Below are 26199 nucleotides of genomic sequence, written 5' to 3'. Positions count from 1 at the left end.
CTCTCAATTAAATTATACATGAAATAAATACTATATTATAGTATTACAATAATATAAAAAAACTCTCAATTAGTTTAACTAATTGAGAGGATATATATAATTAACATTCATGTTGAGGGAGTCAACAGAGCTATTAATTATTTGAATTTACGTTTACGTGCAGCTTCTGATTTTTTCTTACGTCTTACACTTGGTTTTTCGTAAAATTCACGTTTACGTACTTCTTGGATTGTACCACTTTTAGATACTGAACGTTTAAATCTACGTAATGCATCTTCTAGTGATTCATTTTTACGTACTACTGTTTTAGACATCTGTATTTCCCTCCCTCCAAATATCAACGAAACTTAAAGTCAATAATTGCATAGAAATAATTAACTATGCTTTATTTAGTATAATATATGAAATAATTATGGTCAATTATAAATCTTTATAATTTCAAAAATTTATAATAATACGCCTTCTTCAGTTTTATTAGTAGCATGATTAACGATTCTAACTGCACTACCCATGTTAATTGGATAATCAGCTTTATTAATTTTAACTTTAACAATCTCACCGATTAAATCCTCACTACCCTCAAATTCAACTTTCATATAATTATCTGCGTAACCTACTAATGTATCTTGTGTTTCCCCTACTTCTTCTGGAATCACTTCTAAAACTTCATTTTCAAATTTTGATGCATATTCTTTAGCAAGTTGATCACTTAAAGCAATAAGTTTATGCACACGTTCGTTTTTAATTGACTCATCAATTTGATCATCCATACGTGCAGCAGGTGTACCAATACGTTGTGAATACGGGAAAACATGTAACTCTGAGAATTTATGTTTAACTATAAAATCATATGTTTCTTGGAATTCTTCTTCAGTTTCTCCTGGGAAACCTACTATAACATCACTTGTAACCGCTAAATCAGGTAATGCATCATGTAATTTTGTTAGTCTTTCTGAAAAACGTTCCATAGTATATTTACGACGCATACGTTTTAATACTGTATCAGAACCTGATTGTAATGGTACATGTAAATGTCTAACCACTTTATTAGATTTTTTTAGAACGTCAATGACTTCATCAGTAAGTTGACTGGCTTCAATTGAAGAAATTCGAATTCTTTCTAAACCATCAATTTTCTCAAGATCTCTGAGTAATTGAGCTAAATTATAATTTTTTAAATCTTGACCGTATCCACCGGTATGAATACCAGTTAATACAATCTCTTTATATCCAGATTGAACTAATTGTGTTGCTTGTTCAACTACTTTTTCAGGATCTCTAGAGCGCATTAAACCACGTGCCCATGGAATAATACAGAACGTACAAAAGTTATTACAACCTTCTTGAATTTTTAGAGATGCACGAGTTCTATCCGTAAAATAAGGTACATCTAGTTCTTCATATGTACGATTTTTCATAATATTTCCAACACCATTAATTGGTTGACGTTCTTTTCTAAATTGATCAATATAACTAAGTAATTTATGTCTATCTTGAGTACCAACAACGACATCTACGCCTGGAATCTCCATAATTTCAGCAGAAGAGGTTTGTGCATAACAACCTGTAACACACACTACTGCCTCAGGATTACGACGTATTGCTCTTCTAATGACTTGTCTACTTTTTTTATCACCTGTATTAGTCACAGTGCAAGTATTAATGACATATACATCTGCATTAGTTTCAAAATCTACTCTTTCATAATTAGCATCTTTAAATAATTGCCATATTGCTTCAGTTTCATAATGGTTTACTTTACAACCTAAAGTATGAAACGCTACTGTTGCCATTTAATTCACCCCATCAATTCTTTCTCAAAACTTATAGCACTAAGTGCATATAGTGGCGCAGTTTCTGCTCTTAATATTCTAGGGCCTAAACCAACGTTTAAGCTGACATCCCTAAATAAGTCAATTTCCTTATCGGAAAAACCACCTTCAGGTCCAAATATGATTAACACACGATTATTCGTTTGAAAGTTGTTTAAAATATTTTTAAATCGACTTTTTTCACCATGCTTAGCTTCATCTTCATATGCTAGTAACACATAGTCATAATTATTTATGGTATCATAAATTGCTTTTAAATTCGAATGAAATTTAACATCAGGAATAACAAGTCTATAACTTTGTTCAGCAGCTTCTTTTACAATCTTTTGCCATCTATCTATTTTCTTTTGTACCTTGTTCTCTTGTAATTTAACTACAGAACGATCCATACCCACTGAAATAAAATGATTAGCCCCTAATTCAGTGCTTTTTTGAAGCAACCATTCATATTTATCAGCTTTTATTAAACCACTACAAATTGTTACATCAACTGGTAATTCAGTGTCGATATCTAATTGGTTTATTGGTAAAACTTCAATTTGATTAGAACTTATATTTGTGATTTCAGTAATAAATACTTTTTTATCATTAAAATTAATTATAATTTTATTACCAATCGTATTTCTCATTACATTTTTGATATGATGTATATCTTCTTCATTAGTAATAAAAAAACGCTGATGAGCATCAGCGTTTTGATTGATAAAGTATCGTTGCAAATTATTCACTCACTTTCTGACCAACAATGCAAACCCATCCATTGTCATGATTGATTGATACAATATTGAATCCAACACGCTTCATATGTGACAGTATATCGTCATGCTTTTCTTCTATAATACCTGAAGTTATAAAATAACCATCTTCATTTAGTGTATTATAAGCATCTTCAATCATTTCATCAATAATATGAGCTAAAATATTTGCGATAACTACATCAAATTTTTCATTTTCTTCTTTTAATAGATTACCGGTAATGGCTTCAATAGCATTTTCACAATGATTTTTTCTAAAATTCTCCTTAGCCACACCAACAGCCATTTCGTCTATATCTAAGGCTTTAATTCTTTTGACACCTATTAAGTGACTAGCGATACTTAATATACCAGAACCTGTGCCTACATCAATAACTGAGAAATCTGGTGTTACATAAGTTTCAATCGCTTTTAGACACATACTTGTTGTTGGATGATCTCCAGTACCAAAAGCCATTCCAGGATCTAATTCTATACACATTTCATCTTCTGATTCTTTTGAATAGTCTTCCCAACTTGGAACAATTGTAAATCTCTTAGAAGCTCTAAAAGGATGAAAATAATTCTTCCATTCATTAGCCCAATCTACTTCAGCAATAGTCTTTGCTGAAAACTCAACTACTGAATCATCTATAAGATCCAAATTTAATATTTCATTTTTTAATTTATTTTTAAATTGAGTGTTATATTTCAATTCATTAAAATATGCTTTTAATCTCACACCTTGTTCAGGGTAATCTTCTTTTTTTAATTCGTAGATTTCACCAAATTTATCAGTAGGTTGATTAATTAAATCATTTGAATCTTCTATCACTACTCCATTTGAACCGTAGTTTTCTAATATGTTAGTGACTAAAGATTCAACTTCATGATTTACAGTGACTGCAAATTCTGTCCAGTTCATGACTATTCACCTCTAAAGAATTTACGAGCTTTGTCTTTAAAATTAGCAGGTTGTTCTTCCGGATTTTCACCACTGATTTCCGCAAATTCTCTCATTAATTCTTTTTGTCTATCAGTTAGTTTATTTGGTGTGACAACTTTTATATTAATAAATAAATCACCATGTCCATATCCATGAACATTTTTAACACCTTTCTCTTTAAGACGGAATTGTTTACCTGTTTGAGTACCAGCAGGAATTGTAAGCATAACATTACTGTTTAGAGTTGGTACTTTGATTTCATCGCCAAGTGATGCTTGTGGGAAGCTAATGTTAAGTTCATAGAATAAATCATCGCCATCTCTTCTAAATTTGTCAGAAGGTTTAACACGAAATACTACATAAAGATCACCATGTGGACCGCCATTTTCACCAGGTGCACCTTCACCAGCAAGACGGATTTGTTGTTCATTGTCTACACCTTCAGGTACAGTTACTTCTAATTTTACTGTTTTATTTTCAGTACCTTTACCATGACAAGTTGGACATGGTTCTTCAAATTCTTGACCACTACCATCACACTTAGGACAAGTTTGTTCAGTTCTTACGCGTCCTAAAATTGTATTTTGTTCAACAGATACATGTCCTGAACCATGACAATAGCTACATGTTTTTTTACTTGTACCTGGTTTAGCACCATCACCATGACATGTATGACATGTAACATCTTTTCGAATAGAAATTTCTTTTTTAGTACCAAAAACAGCTTCATCGAATTCTAAAGTCATTGTGTATTGTAAGTCGTCACCTTTTCTAGGTGCATTTGGATCTCTTTGACGTGAACCACCAAAGAATGAACTAAATATATCTTCAAAGCCTCCACCGAAGCCACTGAAGTCTTGTCCACCAAATCCTTGACTGCCAAATCCACCTTGGGCACCGCTATGTCCAAATTGGTCATAATTTGCACGTTTATTGTCATCACTTAGAACTTCGTATGCTTCAGAAATTTCTTTAAACTTTTCATCGGCGCCTTCTTCTTTATTGATGTCCGGATGATATTTTTTTGATAATTTACGATATGCTTTTTTAATTTCATCTTTTGAAGCATCTTTACTTACGCCAAGAACTTCATAATAATCTCTTTTAGCCATAAGTATCTCTCCTTTTCTAAATTTTATAATTGAAACACATACTCAAGTATCTTAACTATAAAAGAAAAAGTCAAAGCCAATGTTCAATTGACTTTGACTTTTTGGCTTACATTTATAAATGTTTACATAGTAAACGTTATAAACGATTAGCTTTATTTTTTATCTTCATCGTCTTTAACTTCTTTGAACTCAGCATCTTCAACATTGCTATCATTTGATTGTTGTGAACTACCTTGTGCTTGTTGTTGAGCTTGTTGAGCTTGTTGATATACTTTAGCAGATAATTCTTGAATTACTTGTTCTAATTCTTCTTTTTTAGCTTTAATATCATCTAAATCTTGACCTTCTAATGCTGATTTAAGTGCATCTTTTTTGCTTTCAGCATTTGATTTGTCTTCTTCACTGATATTTTCACCTAAGTCTTTAATTGTTTTTTCAACTTGGAATACTAAGCTATCTGCTTCGTTTCTTAAGTCTACTTCTTCACGACGTTGTTTATCTGCTTCAGCATTTTCTTCAGCATCTTTAACCATACGATCAATTTCTTCATCAGATAATGCAGAACTTGATTGAATAGTGATATTTTGTTCTTTATTTGTACCTAAGTCTTTTGCAGTAACGTTTACGATACCATTTTTATCAATATCAAATGTTACTTCAATTTGAGGTACACCACGTGGAGCTGGTGGAATATCAGTTAATTGGAATCTACCTAATGTTTTATTATCTGAAGCCATTGGACGTTCACCTTGTAATACGTGAATGTCTACTGCTGGTTGATTGTCAGCTGCTGTTGAATATACTTGAGATTTTGATGTTGGAATTGTTGTATTACGTTCAATTAACGTATTCATACGACCACCCATAATTTCGATACCTAATGATAATGGAGTTACGTCTAATAATACAACGTCTTTAACATCACCAGTAATTACGCCACCTTGGATAGCAGCACCCATTGCAACAACTTCATCTGGGTTTACACCTTTATGAGGTTCTTTACCAATTTCTTTTTTAACTGCTTCTTGTACTGCAGGAATACGAGTTGAACCACCAACTAGGATAACTTCATCAATTTCAGAAGTAGATAAGCCAGCATCTTTAAGTGCTTGACGAGTTGGTTCCATTGTTCTTCTGATTAATGAATCAGCTAATTCTTCAAATTTAGAACGAGTTAAGTTGATTTCTAAGTGTAATGGACCATTTTCTCCAGCTGAAATGAATGGTAATGAGATTTGTGTTTGAGATACACCAGATAAATCTTTTTTAGCTTTTTCTGCAGCGTCTTTAAGACGTTGTAACGCCATTTTATCTTGTGATAAGTCAACACCATTTTCTTTTTTGAATTCTGATACTAAATAGTCGATGATTACTTGGTCAAAGTCGTCCCCTCCAAGTTTGTTATCCCCTGCAGTTGATAATACTTCGAATACGCCATCGCCTAATTCAAGAATAGAAACGTCGAAAGTACCGCCACCTAAGTCAAATACTAAGACTTTTTGATCTTGTTCAGTTTTATCTAAACCATAAGCTAATGCTGCAGCTGTTGGTTCGTTAATGATACGTTCTACTTCTAAACCAGCAATTTTACCAGCATCTTTAGTAGCTTGACGTTCAGCATCATTGAAATAAGCAGGCACAGTGATTACTGCTTTATCCACTTTATCTCCTAAATAACTTTCAGCAGTGTTTTTTAAATTTTGTAAAATCATTGCTGAAAGTTCTTGTGGTGTATATGATTTGCCATCAATATCTACTTTATAATCTGTACCCATATGACGTTTAATTGATTGTACAGTATTTGGGTTTGTAATTGCTTGACGTTTAGCAACTTCACCTACTTGAGTTTCACCATTTTTAAATGCCACAACTGATGGAGTTGTTCTAGCACCTTCAGGATTTTGAATTACTTTAGGTTCGTCTCCTTCTAATACAGATACGCAAGAATTTGTAGTACCTAAGTCAATACCTATTACTTTACTCATAATAAAATTCCTCCAATTTTAAAAATTTTTCAAATTTAAATCTTATTGATTAACTTTGACCATAGATGGTCTTAAAACTCTATCTTTTAATTTATACCCTTTTTGTAATTCTTGAGTGATTTCACCAGAATTAAAATCAGGATTGTCATCTTGAACAACAGCTTGATGGAAGTTTGGATCGAATTCTTGACCTTCAGATTCAATTTCTTCTAAGCCATTGTCTTTTAATGCTCTTAATAAGCTTTCATGAATCATTTGAACGCCTTTTTTGAGAGATTTAAATGATTCATCATCACCCTCAATTTTCAGTGCACGTTCAATGTTATCGATAGTAGGTAAAATATCAGTAAGCACGGGTTGAGCTTGATATTTTTTATTTGTTTCATTTTCATTTCGAATTCGACGCTTATAATTTTCGAATTCAGCATATAATCTTAAATATTTTTCTTCATTTTCATTTGCTTTTAATTGTAATTGTTGAATCTCTTCGTCTTTAGATTGATCATTTTTATCTTCATTATCATGTTCAGATGTAGATTCATTATTTAATTCTTCTTCAGAAGGATTATTTTCTACATCATTTGAAGACGACGCTTCGTTTTTAACGGTTTCATTTTCTTCAGTATGTTCAGTGTTATTTTTCACTGATTCGTCTTTTTCTGTCATTTTATGCCCTCCAATATAATTACAATTAGATTCACCATATTTGATTAAGTAATTGAATCACATTTTGATAATGCATCGCAGTTGGTCCGATAACCGCAATTTGTCCTTTTAGTGCATCATCAAAATGGTACTGGCTCGTTATAATTGAAATATCACTTAACCCTTCATCTATTTCGTGGCCAATTTTAACATTAATTTCAGAAGTGGAAATATTTTCTAGTAACTCGATAATTTTTTCTGATTCTAGATATTGTAAGATTGGCTGAATAGAAGAAACATTGGTTTCGTTCAGTGCATCAATAAGTTTAACCTTTCCACCCATAAAAATGCTATTACTTTGTTTATGGAGATGAGAAGTTAGCATGATAGTTAATTCATTTATAAAGGATTGTTCCGCAATAGAATTTGTAAATTGTTTTAACTTCTTATTAAAATCAAATTGACTTTTATAATAATTATCAGTCAAAAAATTTGAAATCCTTGTTAACCTATCATCGTCAAACTCCATTGATTCACTTAAATGTAAATGTTCTACATGTCCAGAATTATAGATGATGACCATTATAATTATAGACGAATTTGCACGAATCAAATGAACATTATTTATAATATCTGTTTTGTGATTAGGTCGAACAACCAACGTTGCATATTGAGATTTTATTGATAATTCATCAGCAAAATAACTAAGGGCTGAAGAAATATCATAATGATTCTCAATCAAAAGTTGATTTAAACGTTGAACTTTATTTTGTTTTTGATGAGATGTTTGTTTTAACAATTGATTGACGTATAATCTAAAACCTTGTTCAGAAGGTGCACGCCCTGAAGATGAATGAATTTTTTCTAAAAAATTCAACTCTTCCAAATACTTCATTTCGTTTCTAATAGTAGCTGGGCTTACATTTAAGTTATGTCTATCAATTAAGGTTTTAGAACCTATCGGTTGTCCTAAATCAACATAATCTTCAACAATTGCATTTAAAATGCTTAATTGTCTATTTGTAATCATGTCTTCACCTCATTAGCACTCCTTTGTCTCAAGTGCTAATTATAATTTAACAAATTGGTCAAAGTAAGTCAACGTTAAAGCTCTTATTTTTCAAAAAAATTTATTAATTTAATAGAAATGCTTCAAAAACTTCATTTCCAATGATTTTTCCCCTGTTTGTCAATGAAATATGGTTATCTCTTTCATAAAGTAAATTTTTCTTTTTCAGATTATTTATTGTCTCACCAAACACTTTATCCATTGAGGTACCAAATTTTGAAAGAAATTTAACTTTATCGACACCTTTATTCATTCTTAATCCTAAAAACATTTCTTCTTCCATTCTTTCTGATTGAGTAGGGAAATTGGAAGTTAAAATAGGACGTTGATGATTATTAATAGCATTGATGTAATGATTAACAGGATTGAGATTCGAATAGCGTTCTCCATTTACATATCCACTTGCGCCTGCTCCAAAACCATAATATTCTTCATTTAGCCAGTAAGTCTTATTATGTCTTGATTCATGATGAGACTTGGCGAAATTTGAGATTTCATACTGTTTAAATGAGGTTTCTCCTAAAACATTCATTAAATATTGGTACATTTCAGCTCCTAGATCTTCGTTTGGCAATTTTAATTTGCCTTTTCGATACATATTATAAAATTGAGTTTTAGGTTCTAAAATTAATCCATAACTTGAAATATGATCTATATCCATTTGTATTGCTCTATTAAGACTATCTGAAAAATCGTCTAATGTTTGAGTTGGTAAATGATACATTAGGTCTAAACTAATCGATTCAATATTTGCTTTTCTAGCATAATCTACAGCATTATATATATCTTGAGTTTTATGTGTTCTACCTAGAATTTTTAGTAATTCTGGTTTAAATGTTTGTACACCCATAGAAATTCTATTTACACCATATGAGTGCAGTAATTTCACTTTATCTAAAGTTAATTCATCGGGGTTTGCTTCAAATGTATATTCACCTTTAATTGAAAAAGTTGACTGTATTGCTTTTAAAAGTGTTTCAAGTTGCTTGAGATTTAAAGCTGTAGGCGTACCTCCTCCAACGTACATTGTTTCAAGATTTCTAATTTCACTTGTTTTCATTTCTTTAATTAATGCAGAAATATATTCATCTACTGGTTGTTTGTTAATAAAGTACTTATTAAAATCACAATATGTACAAATCCTAACGCAAAAAGGTATATGAATATACGCACTTTTTATTGACATAGTTACACCCTCAATTTTAAGTTTTTAAAACACAAACGAGGTTGGAACACATGATTGTAGGTTCCAGCCTCGCATTAATAATTTATTCATCATCCATTTTAAGAACAGCTAAGAAAGCATCTTGTGGTATTTCTACGTTACCAACAGCTTTCATTTTTGCTTTACCAGCTTTTTGTTTTTCAAGTAATTTACGTTTACGGCTGATATCTCCACCATAACACTTAGATAACACGTTTTTACCCATAGATTTAATATTAGTTCGGGCTACGATTTTTTGACCTATTGCAGCTTGAACCGGAACTTCGAATTGTTGTCTAGGAATAAGTGTTTTTAACTTTTCAACAAGAGCTTTACCTCGTTCATACGCAAAATCTATGTGAACGATAAAACTAAGTGCATCTACTTTGTCACCATTTAATAAAATATCCATTTTAACTAAATTACTTTCTTTATTTTCGATAAATTCATAATCAAATGAAGCATAGCCTTTCGTATTAGATTTTAATTGGTCAAAGAAATCAAATACAACTTCTGACAATGGAATTTCATAAACGATATTTACACGGATATCATCTAAGTAATCCATGTTTATAAATTGGCCACGTTTACGTTGACACAGTTCCATAACTGCTCCTACATAGTCATTTGGAACCATCATTGTTGCTTTTACATATGGTTCATAAATCGCTTTAATTCTATCACGTTCAGGCATTTGAGATGGATTATCAACTGTAACTTCTGAATCATCATTCATTTCGCATTTATATATAACTGAAGGTGCAGTGGCAATTAATTCTATTCCAAACTCTCGTTCAATTCTCTCTTGAATAATTTCCATATGTAGCATACCTAAGAATCCTGTTCTAAATCCAAATCCCAACGCTTGTGATGATTCTGGTTCAAATTCTAATGATGCATCATTTAATTGAAGTTTTTCAAGCGCTTCTCTTAAATCGTTATAATCTTTATTATCAATTGGGAACAATCCACAATAAACCATTGGATTCATCTTTTTATACCCTTTTAACGGAGCATCTGCTGGTCTATCTACATGAGTGATAGTATCCCCAACACGTGAATCGTCGACATTTTTAATACTTGCAATAATATATCCAACATCGCCTACTGTAAGTTCTTCAATTGGTAGTTGTTTAGGAGTATTAATCCCAACCTCAGTAACTTCAAACTCTTTTCCTGTTGCCATCATTTTGATACGATCTCCAGCTTTTACAACGCCTTCCATTACACGAATAGAAGAAATAACACCTCGATAAGGATCGTACTCTGAATCAAAAATAAGAGCTTTAAGCGGTGCACTAGGATCTCCTTCTGGTGGAGGAACAACTTCAACAATTTTTTCTAAGATTTCATCAATACCAATATTTGATTTAGCACTTGCTAACACAACTTCATCTTTATCTAAACCAATAACGTCTTCTAATTCTTGTTTTACTCTTTCTGGTTCAGCTGCGGGTAGATCTATTTTATTTACTACCGGTAAGAGTTCTAAATCATTATCTAGTGCTAAGTAAACATTAGCAAGAGTTTGAGCCTCGATGCCTTGTGCAGCATCAACTACTAAAATAGCACCTTCACATGCAGCTAATGAACGAGAAACTTCATATGAGAAATCGACGTGCCCTGGAGTGTCGATTAAATGAAACGTATAAGTCTGACCATCTTTAGATTCATATTTTAATCTAACAGCATTTAATTTAATTGTAATACCGCGCTCTCTTTCAAGATCCATTGAATCAAGCAATTGATTTTGCATTTCTCTAGTTTCTACAGATTTAGTATTTTCTAAAATTCTATCTGCTAACGTTGATTTACCATGATCAATATGAGCAATTATAGAAAAGTTTCTTATATTATCTCTTCGGTTATAGCGTTCTTGCATATCCATAACTTATCATTCTCGCTTTCGTAAATTTAACCGTATATGTATACATCTTTGACATAATATCGTTTTTAATCATTATTTGCAAATTTAAGAGAAAAGAATCATCATCTAAAGATTCTTTACTTACTTTTAATTATTAAGATTTTTCTTAAACTACATAACAATTATAAAGTGTTGTATAAAGGTTTCCAATAGTTAATATCATTCTTTTTTTAAATAAATAGGTTTAATGTTAATAAATGATTGCACAAATATTCATGTTTTGATAAAATATTTCTTGTTGTAATCAAAATAAAATTTGATATGCTTAGATCACTTTTAGGAGGTGACAGTAATGCCAAATATTAAATCTGCTATTAAACGTGTAAGAACAACTGAAACTGCTGAAGCACGTAATATTTCACAAAAAAACGCTATGCGTACTGCAGTGAAAAATGCTAAATCAGCAATTGAAAATAATTCTGATAATAAAGCTGAATTAGTTAACTTCGCAATTAAATCAGTTGATAAAGCTGCACACAGTAACTTAATTCACTCAAATAAAGCTGACCGCATTAAGTCTCAATTAATGTCTTCAAGCAAATAATCATTTAAAAAGTTCAAGCGATTAGCTTGAACTTTTTTTATTTATAAAGAAAGAATAAATAATTCTAAAATCAGTTGTTTATCCATATAGGAGGATTTTAACTTATAATCAGTTTCTGCACATTGATCAATAATATTTAGCAAATGAGCTAATTGATAATGTTTTACTTGATTTAAAGCCAATTTAACTCGGTATGGGTGCACATTAATTGTTTTAGCAATTTGTTGTCCGCTATATCCTTTTCGACTTAAAATTTTACATTGATAATATAATCGATAATTACTTGTTATTAATGCCAATAGTTTTATAGGTTCTTCTTTCATTACTATTAAATCTTTAATAAGTTGAATGGCTTTATATTTTTCTCTTTTTTGTATATATTCAGTTAAAAGAAAAACATTTTGTTCTAAACTTCTATTAATAATTTCTTCAACATCTTTTTTATTTATAGTTGTTCGATCTCCTAAGAATAAAATGATTTTTTCTAATTCTTGCGAAACTATATTAAAGTTAATACCAGTTAATTCTATAAATAAATCTAATGCATCCTGTTTAATATCTTTAAAATTTTCATGAAGTTTATTTTTTATCCATTTTTTAATCTCTTGTTCAGACATCTGTTCAACTTTAGCTAGCTTGCTTGTCTTTTTTAAAGTCTTAGTAATTTTCTTTCTTTCATCTAGTTTATTTTGATACACTTCAAAAATAATAAAATTTTCTCCATCATATTTTTCTAAAAATTCGTTCACTTGTTCGTTGTTTAGTTGGATATCTTTTGAAACTTTCTCACCTGTAAAGATAAAAGCATTTTTAACAACAATAGCTTTTTTCTCTGAAATAAAAGGCATTGTTAATGCTTCTTCTATAATCTGATTAAAACTTGTATCATAAAGATTATATTTAACATAGTTAAAATCGTCTTTTTTTTCATTTAAGTAACTTTCTACGATTTCATTACTTTTTTTCTCCACTAGTTCTGGCACTTCTCCGTATATAGCCATTATATTATTAGCCATGTAAACTTGCACCCTTTCAAAATTCTACCATTAGGTTATTATAGCATTGTGTAATTATTATTCTCTATCATTAACTTTTATTAAAGGATGATATAAGTTGATTATCGAGATTGAAAGTAATTTCTCCATCAGTCTGAGTATTGTAGATATGAGAATTAATTTTCTCTAATTTATCTATCGTTTCATTATTAGGCAAATGAAAAGTATTATTTTTTCCACTTGAAATAATACTTATTTTAGGTTGTATGATTTCTAAAAAATGTTTTGAACTACTTGTTTTACTACCATGGTGTCCAACTTTTAGAACATCAATTAACGGTAAATGATATTTCTTTAATAATAAATTTTCATTTTCTTCAATTGCGTCGCCCATCAATAATAATTTGTAATTTTTGTACTCTATTAATGAGATTATACTTTGTGCATTTTTGTCTTCATTGGAATCAATAAAAGCATTTAAAAATGATATTTTAGCTTCTTTCAACTGAATTTTATTAGTCTCTGAAACATCAATAACTTTTATATGATATATACTACAAGTTGTATGTATAGTTTTAATTTGTTCTATAGAATAACTTTTTATATATAAATATAAATTTTTAATTCTTATATTTTGTGCTAAATAAGGAAATTCGCCGATATGATCATTATGTGGATGGGTAAGAATTAAGTGATCAATTTTTGATATTCCTCTAGATTTTAAAGTAGGAATAATATGATATTTCGCAATATTATGATTATCTTTAATCTTCGTTTGAACTACTTTACCACCAGTATCTACCATCACAGTTTCATTATTTTTTGTTTGAAAAAGAAAACTATCACCTTGGCCAACGTTTAAAGCAGTAAACGTCGTCGCTAATGGTTGATTAGTTAATCTTAAAAATATTATAAATAAGATAATTATAATTAAGAATACTCTATAATTTTTATAACATATAAATGTAGTTAGTAGAGTTAATAAAATGAAACAGTATAGTAGACTTAAATTTGATTGATCAGCGATATTTATTTGGTAATTTCTAAATAAAATGAACGGTTGCATTATTCTATCGTGCAGTTCAAATAATTGATTTGCAACTATATTTATATATCGCAAGTCACTAAAGAAATGATAGAAAATAAATAAAACAATAGAAAGTGGAAAAATAATGAAAGAATATAATGGGACAAATATTACATTAGAAATAAAACCAATCCATTGAAACTGATTAAAATGGTAAATACTAATAATCATGGATGAAAATTGAGCGATAATTGTTATATAAATATAATTCTTTAAAATTGATTGATTATTAAATAGTGGCTTAGAAAGTAGTATAAAAAAAGAAATGATGAAAGAAAATTGAAATCCAATATCATAAGCAAAATTTATATTCCAAATTGTCATCAATAAAAAGACTAAAGATAATACACTTATAGACGAAATTTTAAAAGCCTTAGGGATAATAAAAAAAGTAATAGCGGTTAAAACTGCTCTTAAAGCACTCGGTGCAAAATTTGTATAAAAAATAAATAGTATTAGTATTATAATAATAAAAACTCGTATAAATAATTTTGGAATATTAAACCTGACCAGACTATATTGAATGATAAAAATAATGGTAGCAACATGTGATCCACTGACAGCAAGTAAATGATAAATACCTATAGCTTTAACTTTATCTAAGTAATCTGTATCAATTGCACCAGTATCCCCAGTAATTAAAGCTAATACTCTCTCTGGATATTTTAACGAAGAATGATATAACTTGTTTTGAATATAATTTAGGTGTTTATCTATAAAACTTATATGATTAACCTTAGTACAATATTTATTATCTATTTGATTGATATAAACATAGACTTCATTTTGAATACTATTTGTGATATTTCCATTAATTTTACATTCTCGATTTTTTAAATCTTTAGCTCTCAATTGTGGACTTTTAAAAGTAAAGTGATAAAGATTATGTTTATATCGAAATTGTCCTTTAATAATTTGATTGAATTGTTTTATATCATTTTGAAACGTTACTTTTGAATGTATATTACTGTGGACTTTTAAATTTTGGAGTATTAAATGATTTGTTTTCAAAGTATGATGTACTTGAAATAAAGCTAGAAAGAAAAAGGATAAAATTAATAAATAGTGGTATAAAGGAATACTCTTTCGATACATAATAATTAATATAATAGCAAATATTAAAATTGAAAATAATTTAAGATGAACCCATAATATACCACTTAAAAAAGAAAGTGCGTATAAAACAACTAACATTCTTTAGTTAAAAATTCAGCTATTTTATTAGCAGAAAATGCTATTTTTTCATACTCAATACCTGCTTGATTTAATAATTTAATAGCATATTTATGATTATGATAATCTTTTGCATAGTATATTTTTTTTATACCTGCTTGAATAATAGATTTAGTACAGTTTAAACAAGGAAAATGTGTGACATATATCGTTGCATTATCTGATGATACACCTTGTTTTGCGCATTGTAATAATGCATTCATTTCCGCGTGGATGGTTCTAATACAATGACCATCTTCTATTAAACATCCTACATCAATACAGTGAACTTCTCCTGCTACTGAGCCATTATAACCTCCTGCAATTATTCTATTGTCCTTTACAATTGTTGCACCTACTGATAGTCGTTGACATGTAGAACGTAACGCAAGCAAATGACTTTGTGCCATAAAGTATTCGTCCCATTTTATTCTATCCATAAAGTTCAACTCCTTAAAAAAATATATATCTATTATAATTTATATTAAAATTTCTTCCAATTTAATTTATATAGTAAAGTAATCTTTAAGTTTCTCGAAAGTTTTCCCTCCAATTCCTCTTACTTGTTTTAAGTCTTCAACCTTATTAAACTGTCCCTTTTCTTCTCTGTATTTAATAATCTCTTTCACTTTAGTTGGCCCTATACCTGGAACATTAAGCAATTCTTTTTCATTTGCTGTGTTAAGATTGACTTTAATACTTTCAGAAGTATTTAAATTACTTTGATTAGTGGGTGTAGCATTTATTTTCGTTTCATTTTTATTAGGTATATAAATCATTTTTTGATCAGTAAGTTTTTCAGATAAATTGATTTTTGTAATATCAGTGTTTTCAGAAACTTTAGCTTTTTTTAATACATCTTTAACTCTATCGTTCTTTTTCATTTCATAAACATCTGGTAATTTAACAGCCCCTTTGACATCTACATAAATCGTTGAATTTTCTTTAGAAGAAGTGGATAAATTATTATCATTTTTATTATATTTTTCATTATTATTAAATTGGCTATTATTAGCATTAGATGTTGTCATATGTTCTGAAGTCTCATTATTTTTCATAAGCATGAGAATCACTATAAAAAGTAACACTACTGCAATTAAAATGATGATATGAGTCTTCCACTTAGTTAATAATTGAATTATTTCATTTCTATACTTAAACAAAAACTCATCTCCTTATATGTATAAACGTATAAGGAGATGAGTTTACTTTATTTTATTTATAAGCAACAAAAAACAATCTGTCACCTTTTTCATTATGATTATTGATGTCAAAGTCTACAAAAGTTTCAATACGATTAAATCCAGTTTGTTTTAATAATCGAATATAGAAATCTTTTTCAAATGTTCTTTGATAGTGTGATTCATTAAAACGGTGATAATTACCATTATACTGTTTTAAAAAGAAACTCATATCATGATAAACACTATAAGGTTCTTCACCCTTTATAGCTTCCCACGCTAAAAATATATCATCATTATCATCAATATAACATTGATTATTAAATGCTGTGTTCATTTTATATATCGTATGAATATCGAATATAAACATTCCTAAATGAGATAAATGATTAAATACACAATTAAACGTATTTACGATATCATCAATATCAGGTAAATAATTCAGGGAATCACAAAATATTGTTACAACATCATATGTTGTATTTAATGAAAAATCGGTCATGTCACCTTCTAACCAAGTAACTTGATTAGATTTATTTGCAGCAATAGATAACATGTCTGTACTTAAATCCATGCCTGTAACCGTTCCAATAGAAGGAAGTAATTGCGTTAAACTTCCAGTGCCACAACCAATATCAAGAATATTTATTGAATCATTATAAGACATTGTTCTTGTATAATATTTTACAATATTAAACCATTCTTCATAAGGTTGATCTTGAGTAAGCTGATCATAAACTTTACTCATTTCAGTGTATTGCATCATTTTAATATGCTACCTGATTATATGATTCTATTGGAGCATCTTGATAAAGTTTCTCTATATTATAGTAATTGCGTTCATCTTTATGGAAAATATGAATTACTACGTCTGCTAAATCAATTAAGACCCATCTTGCACTTTGATAACCTTCCATACGCTTTACTTCAATATTATTTTCATGCACTTTTTCTTTTACTGCTCTAGCAATTGATTGAACTTGACGTTCATTGTTACCATGACATACTACAAAATAATCAGTCATATCACTAATACCTTGCATATTAAGAGAAACAATATCTTCTGCTTTTTTATCTTCTGTCGCTGTGACAGCAATATTTAATAATTCTTCTGAATTCATTTAATCATCCTTTATCTTTTGATCACTATAATTATAATAATTTAAACATTCAATCGTAGAACCATAAACAGTAATATCTTTACTAATTAAAAATAAGACTGTTCGCTTTGATATTTCATAAATTGTTTTATCTAAGCTACCTTGATTGTATGCCATATCTCTAATTTCTTCAACTCCTGGAGTTTTTCTACCAGGTTCTATATAGTCAGCAATAAATACCAATTTTTCAGTTTTTGTCATTTCTTTACGACCAGTAGTATGATATTTAATAGCTAATAATGTTTCTTCATCTTCGATGCCATAATCAGCCTTCATTAATGCTGCACACACAGGTCCATGAAGAATTTCACTTCCATAACTTAACAAATTGCTATCTAAATCATGTTGACGAACGACTTGATACATTTTTCCTAAATCATCATATTTGCAATAATCATGTAAAATGCCTGCTAATTCTGCTTTACTTTTATCTCCATCATAGATTTCAGCAAGCTTAATTGCTGTCTCAGCTACTCTAAGAGAATGTTTAAAACGCTTTTCAGGTAATTTATTTTCGATAAGTTTTTTTGCTTCTTTAGTGTTCATAGAATCCTTCCTCTCTAATATATTTACTAACATTTCGAGGGACTAAAATATCAATTGTTTTTTTATCTTTTACACGTTGTCTAATCATTGATGAACTAATATCCATTCTTGGAATAGATATGGAAATCATATTTTCATCAACTTTTTGAATATTTTTTTCTCTATTTACTACTATAAAGATAATCATTTGCTTTAATTCATCTATTTTATACCATTTATCAAGTTGATTATATTGGTCTGATCCTATTACAAAATAAAACTTATCGTAAGGATGTTGGTCAATTAAAGCTTTTAATGTATCATACGTATAACTTTGGCCTTTTCTTTCCAATTCTGCATAACAAATACTTCCGAAACCTAACTGCTCGATTACCATATTAATCATTTTGATGCGATAATGAGCATCTAAGTAATCGTTATGTTCTTTAAGTGGAGCCATATAACTTGGTAAAAAATAGAAAACATCCGGGTTAATTTTATGAAATACTTCATTAGCTACTAACATATGTGCAGTATGAATAGGATTGAATTGACCACCATATAAAACAATTTTTTTCATAGAATTATGGTAATGATATTTCCTTATTTTCTTGAGATTCTCTATAAATGACAATCATTGATCCAATAACTTGGACCACTTCACTATTAGTAGCTTGACTTAGCGTTTGGGCTAAATCGTTTTTATCATCAAAATTATTTTGAAGTATATGAATTTTAATTAATTCTCTATTTTCAAGTGTTTCATCTATTTGACTAATCATATTATCATTAATTCCAGCTTTACCTATTTGAAAAATTGGATCAATGTTATGCGCCAAACTTCTTAAATATCTTTTTTGTTTACCTGTTAGCATAGCATATTATTCTCCTTTTAATTGATTTAAAACTGCTAATTTCATTTCTTTAATTTCAGCATCTTTGCCAGTCCATATTTTAAAGCTCTCAGCACCTTGATATACAAACATATCTAGACCATTATAAATAGGATTACCCTTTTCTTCAGCTTGTTGTAAAAATGATGTTTTATAGGGAATATAAATGATATCACTTACCAATGTACTCGGTGATAATTGATCAAGACGAATTACACTCTCTTTATTATTATCTAAACCTGCTGATGTTGTATTAATAATAATATCAAACTCATCAAGATATTGTTCAGCTTGTTGTAGGGTAATCGCATTAATGTCTAATTTCCAATTATCAAAGCGACTCATTGTTCTATTCGCTATAGTTAATTTAGGTTGCACACATTGTGAAAGTGCAGTTGCAATACCTTTGCTTGCACCCCCAGCTCCAAGAATTAAAATATATGCATTAGATAAATCAGGATATACTTGTTTTAATCCTTTTACGTATCCAAGACCATCAGTATTATAACCAATCCATTTATTCCCTTCTATTTTCACAGTGTTTACCGCACCTACAGCTTTAGCTTGTTCATCAATGTCATCTAAGAATGGAATGATGCGTTCTTTATGAGGAATAGTAATATTAAACCCACTCAAATTTTTTTCAGTTATTATTTCTTTAATATTATCGAAATCTTGAACCGGTATATGCAATGCTTCATAAGTATGATTTAAACCTAAAACTTTAAAATTAGTATTATGCATCACTGGTGATAATGAATGTGAAATCGGATCTCCTATCACTGCAAATCTCATTATGACCCCTCCCTACATAATAGATTGTCTTAAAACGACCTCAACACTTTTAGGAACACGGACAATCACTTTTGCACCTGCTTCGATTGTAATAAAGCCCAATCCAGAAATCATAATGTCACGTTTTTCTTTCCCAGTTTCTAGACGTACAGCTTTCATATCATTTATATTAAAATTTTCGGGATTACTAGGTGGAATTAATAATTGTCCTATTTGATTTCGCCACAAATCATTTGCCTTTTCAGTTTTAGTTCTATGAATATTTAAATCATTAGAAAAATAACATACAAGTGGTCGTTTTTCACCAGAAACATAATCTATCCTAGCTAATCCACCGAAGAATAAAGTTTGTCTCTCATTTAATTGAAATACACGTTGTTTAATTTCATTCTTAGGAATAATCACTTTTAATTCTTTTTCTGTCACATAATGGGTCATTTGATGCGCTTGTATAATGCCAGGTGTGTCATACATAAATGTTTTCTCATCTAAAGGGATATCTATCATATCTAATGTTGTACCTGGAAATCTTGATGTTGTAACGACATCTTTTTCACCTACACTTTGCTCAATTAATTTATTGATTAAAGTTGATTTACCAACATTTGTAGTACCAACGATATACACATCTTGATGATTTCTAAAACGGTTGATTGATTCTAAAAGTGCATCAATACCCCATCCTTTATGAGCTGATATTAATACCACCTCTTCAGCTTCTAAACCATACTTTCTAGCTGTTCTTTTTAACCATTCTTTTACACGACGTTGGTTAATTTGTCTTGGTAAAAGATCTAATTTATTCGCCGCCAAAATGATTTTCTTATTTCCTACAATTCGTTTTAAAGCATTAATAAACGATCCTTCAAAGTCAAAAACATCAACTACGTTAACGATAATCCCTTGTCTATCGGATAATCCATTTAATAAATTTAAAAAATCTTCACTATCCATACCTACATCTTGTATTTCATTATAATTTTTTAATCTAAAACAACGTTGGCATATAACATCATCTCTAAATAAATTATGTTCTGGTACATACCCAGGTGCATTTTTATCTTCAGATTGTAAAGGAGCGCCACAACCGATACATTTTAAAGTTTCATCCAATCAATTTTCCTCCCATGTAATATAACCTTTTCTTTTAAAATAGTTTAATAATCGACGTTCGATTACTCTATTTAGTCTAGTTAAAAATCCATCTGTCTTTTTGACAGGAACTACCATGATAGTATATAGACCGTTATTATTACCACCAAGTACGTCTGTAAGCATTTGGTCACCTATAACGACTGTTTCTTCTGGTTTAATATTCATGTGTTGTATAGCTTTTTTAAAAGCTCTTCCCATAGGTTTTCTAGCTTTAAAGATAAAATCAACGTCTAGGTCTTTCGAAAAACCGGAAACACGTTTTTCACTATTATTTGATACAATTGTAATCGTTAATCCTAAATCATTTGCCTTTTTAAACCATTCTTGTATTTCTTTCGTTGGTGTTTTGACGTCCCAACCTACTAATGTATTATCTAAATCTGTAATAATACCTTTAAAACCAGAATTTGCTAACTTTTCAATATCAATTTGAAATACAGATTGTACATAATCATTAGGCATAAAATATTTTTTAATCAATCCCATTCATTTCACCTTTAAATTATTTATTTTTTATATTTCTTTAACCAACTGTTCAACAATGTTACTTGATGATTGAGCTGCTTTACCAAGAAACTCTTCAAACGACATTTCTGCTTTCCCATTTGCTAAATCAGAAACCGCACGAGTGACGATAAAAGGCAAATTAAATTGATAACAAGTTTGAGCAATAGCCGTTGCTTCCATTTCAACTGCCATACCTTCTGAAAACTGACGTTTAATTTTTAATCGCTGTTCGCTACTGCCAATAAAGCTATCGCCACTTACAATTTGACCAATTTTAGCGGTTAAATTTTGTTGTTTTACAACTTTTTCAGTTAATTGGAGTAATTGTTGGTTAGCTTCAAATTGAGCTGGCATTTGAGGTATTTGACCGATGTCGTATCCAAAAGCAGTTGCATCTGCATCATGGTACATCACATGATTACTAATTAAAATATCTCCAACTGATAAACTATCATCTAAAGCACCAGCAGAACCTGTATTTATAATCAATGTAGGTTTAAATTTTTCAATTAACAGTGTTGTGGATATTGCAGCATTTACTTTTCCAATTCCACTTTGTGTTAAGACAACCTCTTTATCATTTAGTTGACCTCGATAAAATTTTACATGTGCTACATCAATCTCATTTAAATTCACTAATTTATGTTTTAAAATCGCTACTTCTTCTTCCATAGCTCCAATAATTCCAATCATATTTACACCTCAACTTTAATCTTAGCACATGTTATTTTAACATAATTTCTAGTTCATCACGACTAACTTTTTCTATTAAAATAATATTGAAAATGATTTAATAAAAAACTGTCGATACAGTTCAAAACTGTCGACAGTTAAATTTTAAAATTCTTAAATTATATATTTATTTATGATTAACCTTTCCATAAGGTTGCTAAATCTTGTAGAGATAACATACCTGTTATAATAGTAACAATAACTGCTACAATACCAAATACTAGCATCCATGTTGGATGTTTATAATCTCCAACAATTGATTTTTTTCTACTCGCTATCAATATTGCACCCAAAGTAATCGGTAAAATCCATCCATTTATTGCTCCTGCAATAATCAATAAACTAATTGGTTTTCCAATTAATAAGAAAATTATTGTTGAAATCACGATGAAGACAATGACAATCAAATTATTTTTATTAAATAATGATTTGTGTAATGTTTTTAAGAAAGTCGCACTTGTATATGCTGAACCAATCACTGATGACATTGCGGCTGCGAAAATAACAATTCCAAAAATACTTTTTCCTATTGGTCCAATAGCATGTTCGAATACAGATGCTGGCGGATTATCTGCATTTAAAGTGACACCTGTCACTACAACTCCAAGTACTGCTAAGAATAATAATGTTCTCATAATACCTGTAGTTAAGATACCTGCAATAGCTGAACGATTCACAAATGGTAAAAACTCTTTACCTTTCATTCCAGAATCAAGTATTCTATGTGCGCCAGCAAATGTGATGTATCCACCTACTGTTCCTCCAACTAAAGTAATAATTGGTAAAATTAATTTAATAGGATGTTCTGGTGCAACTGTATGGATAAGTGCATCACCATAGGGAGGGGTAGATACAACCATGACATAAGCTACTACTAATATCATTATTACTCCTAAAATCATTGAAACAATATCCATAATTTTTTGACCACTTTTACTTACAAATATTAAAATTGCAAAAATGGCTGTAATCGCTGCTCCCCATTTAACATCAAGTCCAAACATTGCATTCAATCCTAAACCAGCACCAGCTATGTTTCCGATATTAAAAGCAAGTCCTCCAAAAGCAATCAATATTGAAATTAAAGTTCCTAATCCAGGTAACACTTTATTTGATACTTCTTGACCACGTAAACCTGTTACAACTAATACGCGCCAAATATTAATTTGAGCTCCAATATCAATTAATATAGAGATTAAGATTGCAAAAGCGAAACTTGCATAAAATTCTGCCGTAAACACAGCAGTTTGAGTTAGAAATGCAGGACCAATCGCTGATGTAGCCATTAAAAATACAGATCCATAAAGTAAGCGTCTATGACTTTTTGTAAATTTAAAATTGTCTTTATCTTGTTTTTGATTTAAACTTTCTTTCATTAGAAAACCCCCTTATAAGGATTGAATATCAATGCCTTCTTTCGTTAATTTTTTTCTTATTTGTTCAACAAATTCTAGTGCATGTTTACCATCACCGTGGACACATATCGTATCTGTTTCCAAATCAATTTCTTTCCCATTGCGACTTATCACTTTGTTTTCAGTTACCATTTTCAAAACTTGTTTTAGTGCTTCGTCAGTATCAGTAATGACTGCGTCTGATTCTTTACGATTAACTAATTGTCCATTATCTTCGTAACGTCTATCAGCAAACACTTCAGAAGCTGTTTTCAATCCAATTGCTTTAGCTTCAGATATTAATAATGAATTAGATAAACCTACAAGCATTATTGCAGAATCAAAATCGTATATTGCTTTTGCAATTGCTTTTGCAATGTCTTTATTTTTAGCACCCATATTATACAGTGCACCGTGTGGTTTAACATGATTTATTCGCGTTTGGTGTACTTTACAAAATCCTTCTAAAGCACCTAATTGATAAACTATTAGATTATATACTTCGGTTGGATTAATATCCATCTTTCGACGACCAAACCCTTTTAAATCTGGAAGTCCAGGATGAGCGCCAATACTCACATGGTTTTCTTTAGCTAATTTTACTGTTTGATTCATTACATTTTCATCACCCGCATGAAAACCACAGGCAATATTAGCAGATGTAATTAAAGGAATGATATCTTTATCACCTCCAAATGAATAGTTACCAAATGCTTCACCTAAATCACAGTTCAAATCAACTTTCATCATAATTTTACTCCTTTAACTATTTGATGTTTTTCAAGGAATTTAATATCAACTTCTTCTGCATTTCCTTTTGCATATGGTGGGTAACTTAATACTGCATATAGAAAATCAGCCGTAGTAGTGAAACCATCAATTACCATTTCATCAAGTGCCACTTTTAACTTGTTAATCGCAGAAGTTCTGTTAGAATCTTTTACGATAACTTTTGCAACTAATGAATCATAGTAAGGAGATACTTGATAACCAGCATATAATAACGAATCTACTCTAATATTAAAACCTTGAGGTAAGTGTAGACGTTTAACTTTACCTGGAGTAGGTTGGAATTTCTTTTCTGGATTTTCAGCGTTAATACGTGCCTCAATTACATGACCATTGAATACAATATCTTCTTGACTAAACGGTAATCTATTATGTAATAACAAATATAATTGTGCTTGTAATAAATCTCTATCTGCACGCAATTCAGTAACAGTATGTTCTACTTGTATTCTCGCGTTCATTTCAATAAAGTAATGCGCCTCTTCAGTAACTAAAAATTCAATAGTACCTGCACTACGATAATTAGAGGCTTTTGCAACTTTGACAGCATCATTACATATTTTTTCACGTCGTTCTTCAGACAATGCTGCACATGGTGCTTCTTCTATTAATTTTTGATTTTTTCTTTGGACTGAACAATCTCGTTCACCCAAATGAACATAATTTTCTTTTCCGTCACCAATTACTTGAACCTCTACGTGTTTTGCAACAGGAATAAATGCTTCTACATACACTCGATCATCATTAAAATATTTTTGACCTTCACTTTTAGCTTCTTTTAATGATTTCTCAAGTTGATTTTCTTCCTTAACAATTCGAATACCTTTACCGCCACCACCACTTGCAGCTTTTAATACTAAAGGATATCCTATGTCTTTTGCTAATTCTTTGATTTCTTCTACAGAATTTACTGCATCTGTTGACCCAGGAATAACTGGTACCCCTGCTGAATGAACAGTTTGACGAGCAGTTATTTTATCCCCCATCATTTCCATTGTTTTTTTGTTAGGGCCAATAAAATGAATATCGTTCTCTTCAACTTTTTGGGCAAATGTTGTACTCTCCGATAGAAATCCGTATCCGGGATGAATAACATTAGAACCTGTGATTTCAGCTGCACCAATAATACGTTCTATATTCAAATAACTATCTAAAGGATTTGGTTCTCCAATACAAACTGCTTGATCAGCCAAGCTTACATGAAGACTTTTTTCATCACCTTTAGCGTAGACTACAACAGTTTCTATTCCCATTTCTCGACACGCTCGAATGATACGTACCGCAATTTCTCCTCTATTCGCTATTAAACAACGATACATATTTCTGTCCCCCTTTATTTCACTTTAACCAGAACTTGATCGTATTCAACGTTTGTACCATGTTCAACAACAATGTCGGTAATCTCACCATCTATATCACTAGTCACTTCATTCATTACTTTCATTGCTTCAACATATCCGATAATATCACCAGATTTAATGTTGTCACCTACTTGAATTATAGGGTCCGTTAATTCCTTGCTATCTTGTAAGAAGAATGTCCCTACCATAGGAGAAGTAATTGTTTTTGCTGAATCATTTGAAGAGTTATTTTCTGAGATATTTTCGTTTTGAGAATTCCCTTCAGATTGTATTACTGAAGTACTATTATTTTGATTGTTACTTTGTTCAGTAAAATCTAACTCGATTTCGTTTTTGTTATCTTTATATTTAAATTTTTTTACATTATTTGATTTTACAAGTTTAATGACTTCTTCTATTTTTTTTATATCCATAA

Annotated in this window: 28 protein-coding genes; 1 reads left to right on the top strand and 27 read right to left on the bottom strand. The window is 30.1% G+C overall.

Annotation, left to right across the window (positions count from 1 at the left end):
• Positions 1-137 precede the first annotated feature (137 nt).
• The 10 genes from rpsU to lepA all read right to left on the bottom strand — a co-directional run bounded on the left by rpsU (position 138) and on the right by lepA (position 11415).
• Entirely contained in the window at positions 138-314 is a 177-nt protein-coding gene (gene rpsU / locus HMPREF3046_RS01060; RefSeq protein ID WP_002449867.1) for a 30S ribosomal protein S21, read from the bottom strand.
• A 132-nt stretch (positions 315-446) separates the two neighbouring features.
• The gene (gene mtaB / locus HMPREF3046_RS01055) at positions 447-1793 is read right to left on the bottom strand and encodes a tRNA (N(6)-L-threonylcarbamoyladenosine(37)-C(2))-methylthiotransferase MtaB (RefSeq protein ID WP_070715717.1); all 1347 of its coding nucleotides are present in this window, start codon (positions 1791-1793) and stop codon (positions 447-449) included.
• A 5-nt stretch (positions 1794-1798) separates the two neighbouring features.
• Positions 1799-2551: a 16S rRNA (uracil(1498)-N(3))-methyltransferase gene (locus HMPREF3046_RS01050; RefSeq protein WP_070715715.1), complete on the bottom strand. Its 753-nt coding sequence runs from the start codon at positions 2549-2551 to the stop codon at positions 1799-1801.
• 1 nt (position 2552) lies between these two features.
• A complete protein-coding gene (gene prmA / locus HMPREF3046_RS01045; RefSeq protein WP_070715713.1) occupies positions 2553-3491 on the bottom strand; it encodes a 50S ribosomal protein L11 methyltransferase in 939 nt (312 codons plus the stop codon).
• Positions 3492-3493: 2 nt separating this feature from the next.
• On the bottom strand, positions 3494-4624 hold the full coding sequence (gene dnaJ, locus HMPREF3046_RS01040; RefSeq protein WP_070715710.1) for a molecular chaperone DnaJ: 1131 nt from the start codon (positions 4622-4624) through the stop codon (positions 3494-3496).
• Positions 4625-4776: 152 nt separating this feature from the next.
• Entirely contained in the window at positions 4777-6609 is a 1833-nt protein-coding gene (dnaK, locus tag HMPREF3046_RS01035; RefSeq protein WP_017176208.1) for a molecular chaperone DnaK, read from the bottom strand.
• A gap of 42 nt (positions 6610-6651) precedes the next feature.
• The gene (grpE, locus tag HMPREF3046_RS01030) at positions 6652-7275 is read right to left on the bottom strand and encodes a nucleotide exchange factor GrpE (RefSeq protein WP_070715708.1); all 624 of its coding nucleotides are present in this window, start codon (positions 7273-7275) and stop codon (positions 6652-6654) included.
• Positions 7276-7306: 31 nt separating this feature from the next.
• A complete protein-coding gene (gene hrcA / locus HMPREF3046_RS01025) occupies positions 7307-8284 on the bottom strand; it encodes a heat-inducible transcriptional repressor HrcA (RefSeq protein WP_070715706.1) in 978 nt (325 codons plus the stop codon).
• Positions 8285-8387: 103 nt separating this feature from the next.
• The gene (hemW, locus tag HMPREF3046_RS01020; RefSeq protein ID WP_002449698.1) at positions 8388-9509 is read right to left on the bottom strand and encodes a radical SAM family heme chaperone HemW; all 1122 of its coding nucleotides are present in this window, start codon (positions 9507-9509) and stop codon (positions 8388-8390) included.
• A gap of 82 nt (positions 9510-9591) precedes the next feature.
• On the bottom strand, positions 9592-11415 hold the full coding sequence (lepA, locus tag HMPREF3046_RS01015; RefSeq protein ID WP_070715703.1) for a translation elongation factor 4: 1824 nt from the start codon (positions 11413-11415) through the stop codon (positions 9592-9594).
• A gap of 331 nt (positions 11416-11746) precedes the next feature.
• Between lepA and rpsT the strand changes: the two genes are divergently transcribed.
• A complete protein-coding gene (rpsT, locus tag HMPREF3046_RS01010) occupies positions 11747-11998 on the top strand; it encodes a 30S ribosomal protein S20 (RefSeq protein ID WP_070715702.1) in 252 nt (83 codons plus the stop codon).
• Between the two features lie 41 nt (positions 11999-12039).
• On the opposite strand, the gene holA is transcribed toward rpsT, so the two are convergent.
• The 17 genes from holA to HMPREF3046_RS00925 form a co-directional block, all read right to left on the bottom strand.
• Complete coding sequence (gene holA, locus HMPREF3046_RS01005; protein WP_070715698.1) at positions 12040-13014, bottom strand: DNA polymerase III subunit delta; 975 nt, start codon at positions 13012-13014, stop codon at positions 12040-12042.
• Positions 13015-13084: 70 nt separating this feature from the next.
• Positions 13085-15091, bottom strand: a complete 2007-nt coding sequence (locus HMPREF3046_RS01000) for a DNA internalization-related competence protein ComEC/Rec2 (RefSeq protein ID WP_256278206.1) — start codon at positions 15089-15091, stop codon at positions 13085-13087.
• A gap of 176 nt (positions 15092-15267) precedes the next feature.
• Positions 15268-15732, bottom strand: coding sequence for a ComE operon protein 2 (locus HMPREF3046_RS00995; protein WP_070715694.1), 465 nt, complete (start codon positions 15730-15732; stop codon positions 15268-15270).
• Between the two features lie 66 nt (positions 15733-15798).
• Complete coding sequence (locus HMPREF3046_RS00990; protein ID WP_070715692.1) at positions 15799-16455, bottom strand: helix-hairpin-helix domain-containing protein; 657 nt, start codon at positions 16453-16455, stop codon at positions 15799-15801.
• A gap of 52 nt (positions 16456-16507) precedes the next feature.
• On the bottom strand, positions 16508-17239 hold the full coding sequence (locus HMPREF3046_RS00985; RefSeq protein WP_070715690.1) for a class I SAM-dependent DNA methyltransferase: 732 nt from the start codon (positions 17237-17239) through the stop codon (positions 16508-16510).
• A 1-nt stretch (position 17240) separates the two neighbouring features.
• A complete protein-coding gene (rsfS, locus tag HMPREF3046_RS00980; RefSeq protein WP_070715688.1) occupies positions 17241-17594 on the bottom strand; it encodes a ribosome silencing factor in 354 nt (117 codons plus the stop codon).
• Positions 17595-18179, bottom strand: a complete 585-nt coding sequence (gene yqeK, locus HMPREF3046_RS00975) for a bis(5'-nucleosyl)-tetraphosphatase (symmetrical) YqeK (protein WP_070715687.1) — start codon at positions 18177-18179, stop codon at positions 17595-17597.
• Positions 18169-18738, bottom strand: coding sequence for a nicotinate-nucleotide adenylyltransferase (locus HMPREF3046_RS00970; RefSeq protein ID WP_070715685.1), 570 nt, complete (start codon positions 18736-18738; stop codon positions 18169-18171). The genes yqeK and HMPREF3046_RS00970 overlap by 11 nt, the downstream gene beginning before the upstream one ends.
• Positions 18739-18742: 4 nt before the next feature.
• Entirely contained in the window at positions 18743-19033 is a 291-nt protein-coding gene (gene yhbY, locus HMPREF3046_RS00965; RefSeq protein WP_002449800.1) for a ribosome assembly RNA-binding protein YhbY, read from the bottom strand.
• Positions 19034-19039: 6 nt separating this feature from the next.
• Positions 19040-19846 (bottom strand): shikimate dehydrogenase, encoded by an 807-nt coding sequence (gene aroE, locus HMPREF3046_RS00960; protein ID WP_070715683.1) that lies wholly within the window; start codon positions 19844-19846, stop codon positions 19040-19042.
• Between the two features lie 12 nt (positions 19847-19858).
• Positions 19859-20959 carry a ribosome biogenesis GTPase YqeH gene (gene yqeH, locus HMPREF3046_RS00955; RefSeq protein ID WP_070715680.1) on the bottom strand — a complete coding sequence of 367 codons (1101 nt, stop codon included), beginning with the start codon at positions 20957-20959 and terminating at the stop codon, positions 19859-19861.
• On the bottom strand, positions 20960-21487 hold the full coding sequence (locus tag HMPREF3046_RS00950; RefSeq protein ID WP_070715678.1) for a YqeG family HAD IIIA-type phosphatase: 528 nt from the start codon (positions 21485-21487) through the stop codon (positions 20960-20962).
• A gap of 27 nt (positions 21488-21514) precedes the next feature.
• Positions 21515-22201: a 5'-methylthioadenosine/S-adenosylhomocysteine nucleosidase gene (gene mtnN, locus HMPREF3046_RS00945; protein WP_070715677.1), complete on the bottom strand. Its 687-nt coding sequence runs from the start codon at positions 22199-22201 to the stop codon at positions 21515-21517.
• Positions 22202-22377: 176 nt separating this feature from the next.
• The gene (locus HMPREF3046_RS00940; protein WP_070715674.1) at positions 22378-23616 is read right to left on the bottom strand and encodes an NRAMP family divalent metal transporter; all 1239 of its coding nucleotides are present in this window, start codon (positions 23614-23616) and stop codon (positions 22378-22380) included.
• A 12-nt stretch (positions 23617-23628) separates the two neighbouring features.
• Complete coding sequence (gene pxpA, locus HMPREF3046_RS00935) at positions 23629-24381, bottom strand: 5-oxoprolinase subunit PxpA (protein WP_002455265.1); 753 nt, start codon at positions 24379-24381, stop codon at positions 23629-23631.
• Positions 24381-25742, bottom strand: coding sequence for an acetyl-CoA carboxylase biotin carboxylase subunit (locus HMPREF3046_RS00930; protein ID WP_070715670.1), 1362 nt, complete (start codon positions 25740-25742; stop codon positions 24381-24383). Before HMPREF3046_RS00930 ends, pxpA begins: the two co-directional genes overlap by 1 nt.
• Positions 25743-25756: 14 nt before the next feature.
• Positions 25757-26197: an acetyl-CoA carboxylase biotin carboxyl carrier protein gene (locus HMPREF3046_RS00925; protein WP_070715669.1), complete on the bottom strand. Its 441-nt coding sequence runs from the start codon at positions 26195-26197 to the stop codon at positions 25757-25759.
• Positions 26198-26199: the final 2 nt, after the last annotated feature.

The organism is Staphylococcus sp. HMSC070D05 (genome assembly GCF_001815595.1).
In the GTDB taxonomy this organism is placed as follows: domain Bacteria; phylum Bacillota; class Bacilli; order Staphylococcales; family Staphylococcaceae; genus Staphylococcus; species Staphylococcus hominis.
The sequence above is the reverse complement of the archived record's forward strand: the minus strand, read 5'-3'. Positions and strand labels throughout refer to the sequence as shown.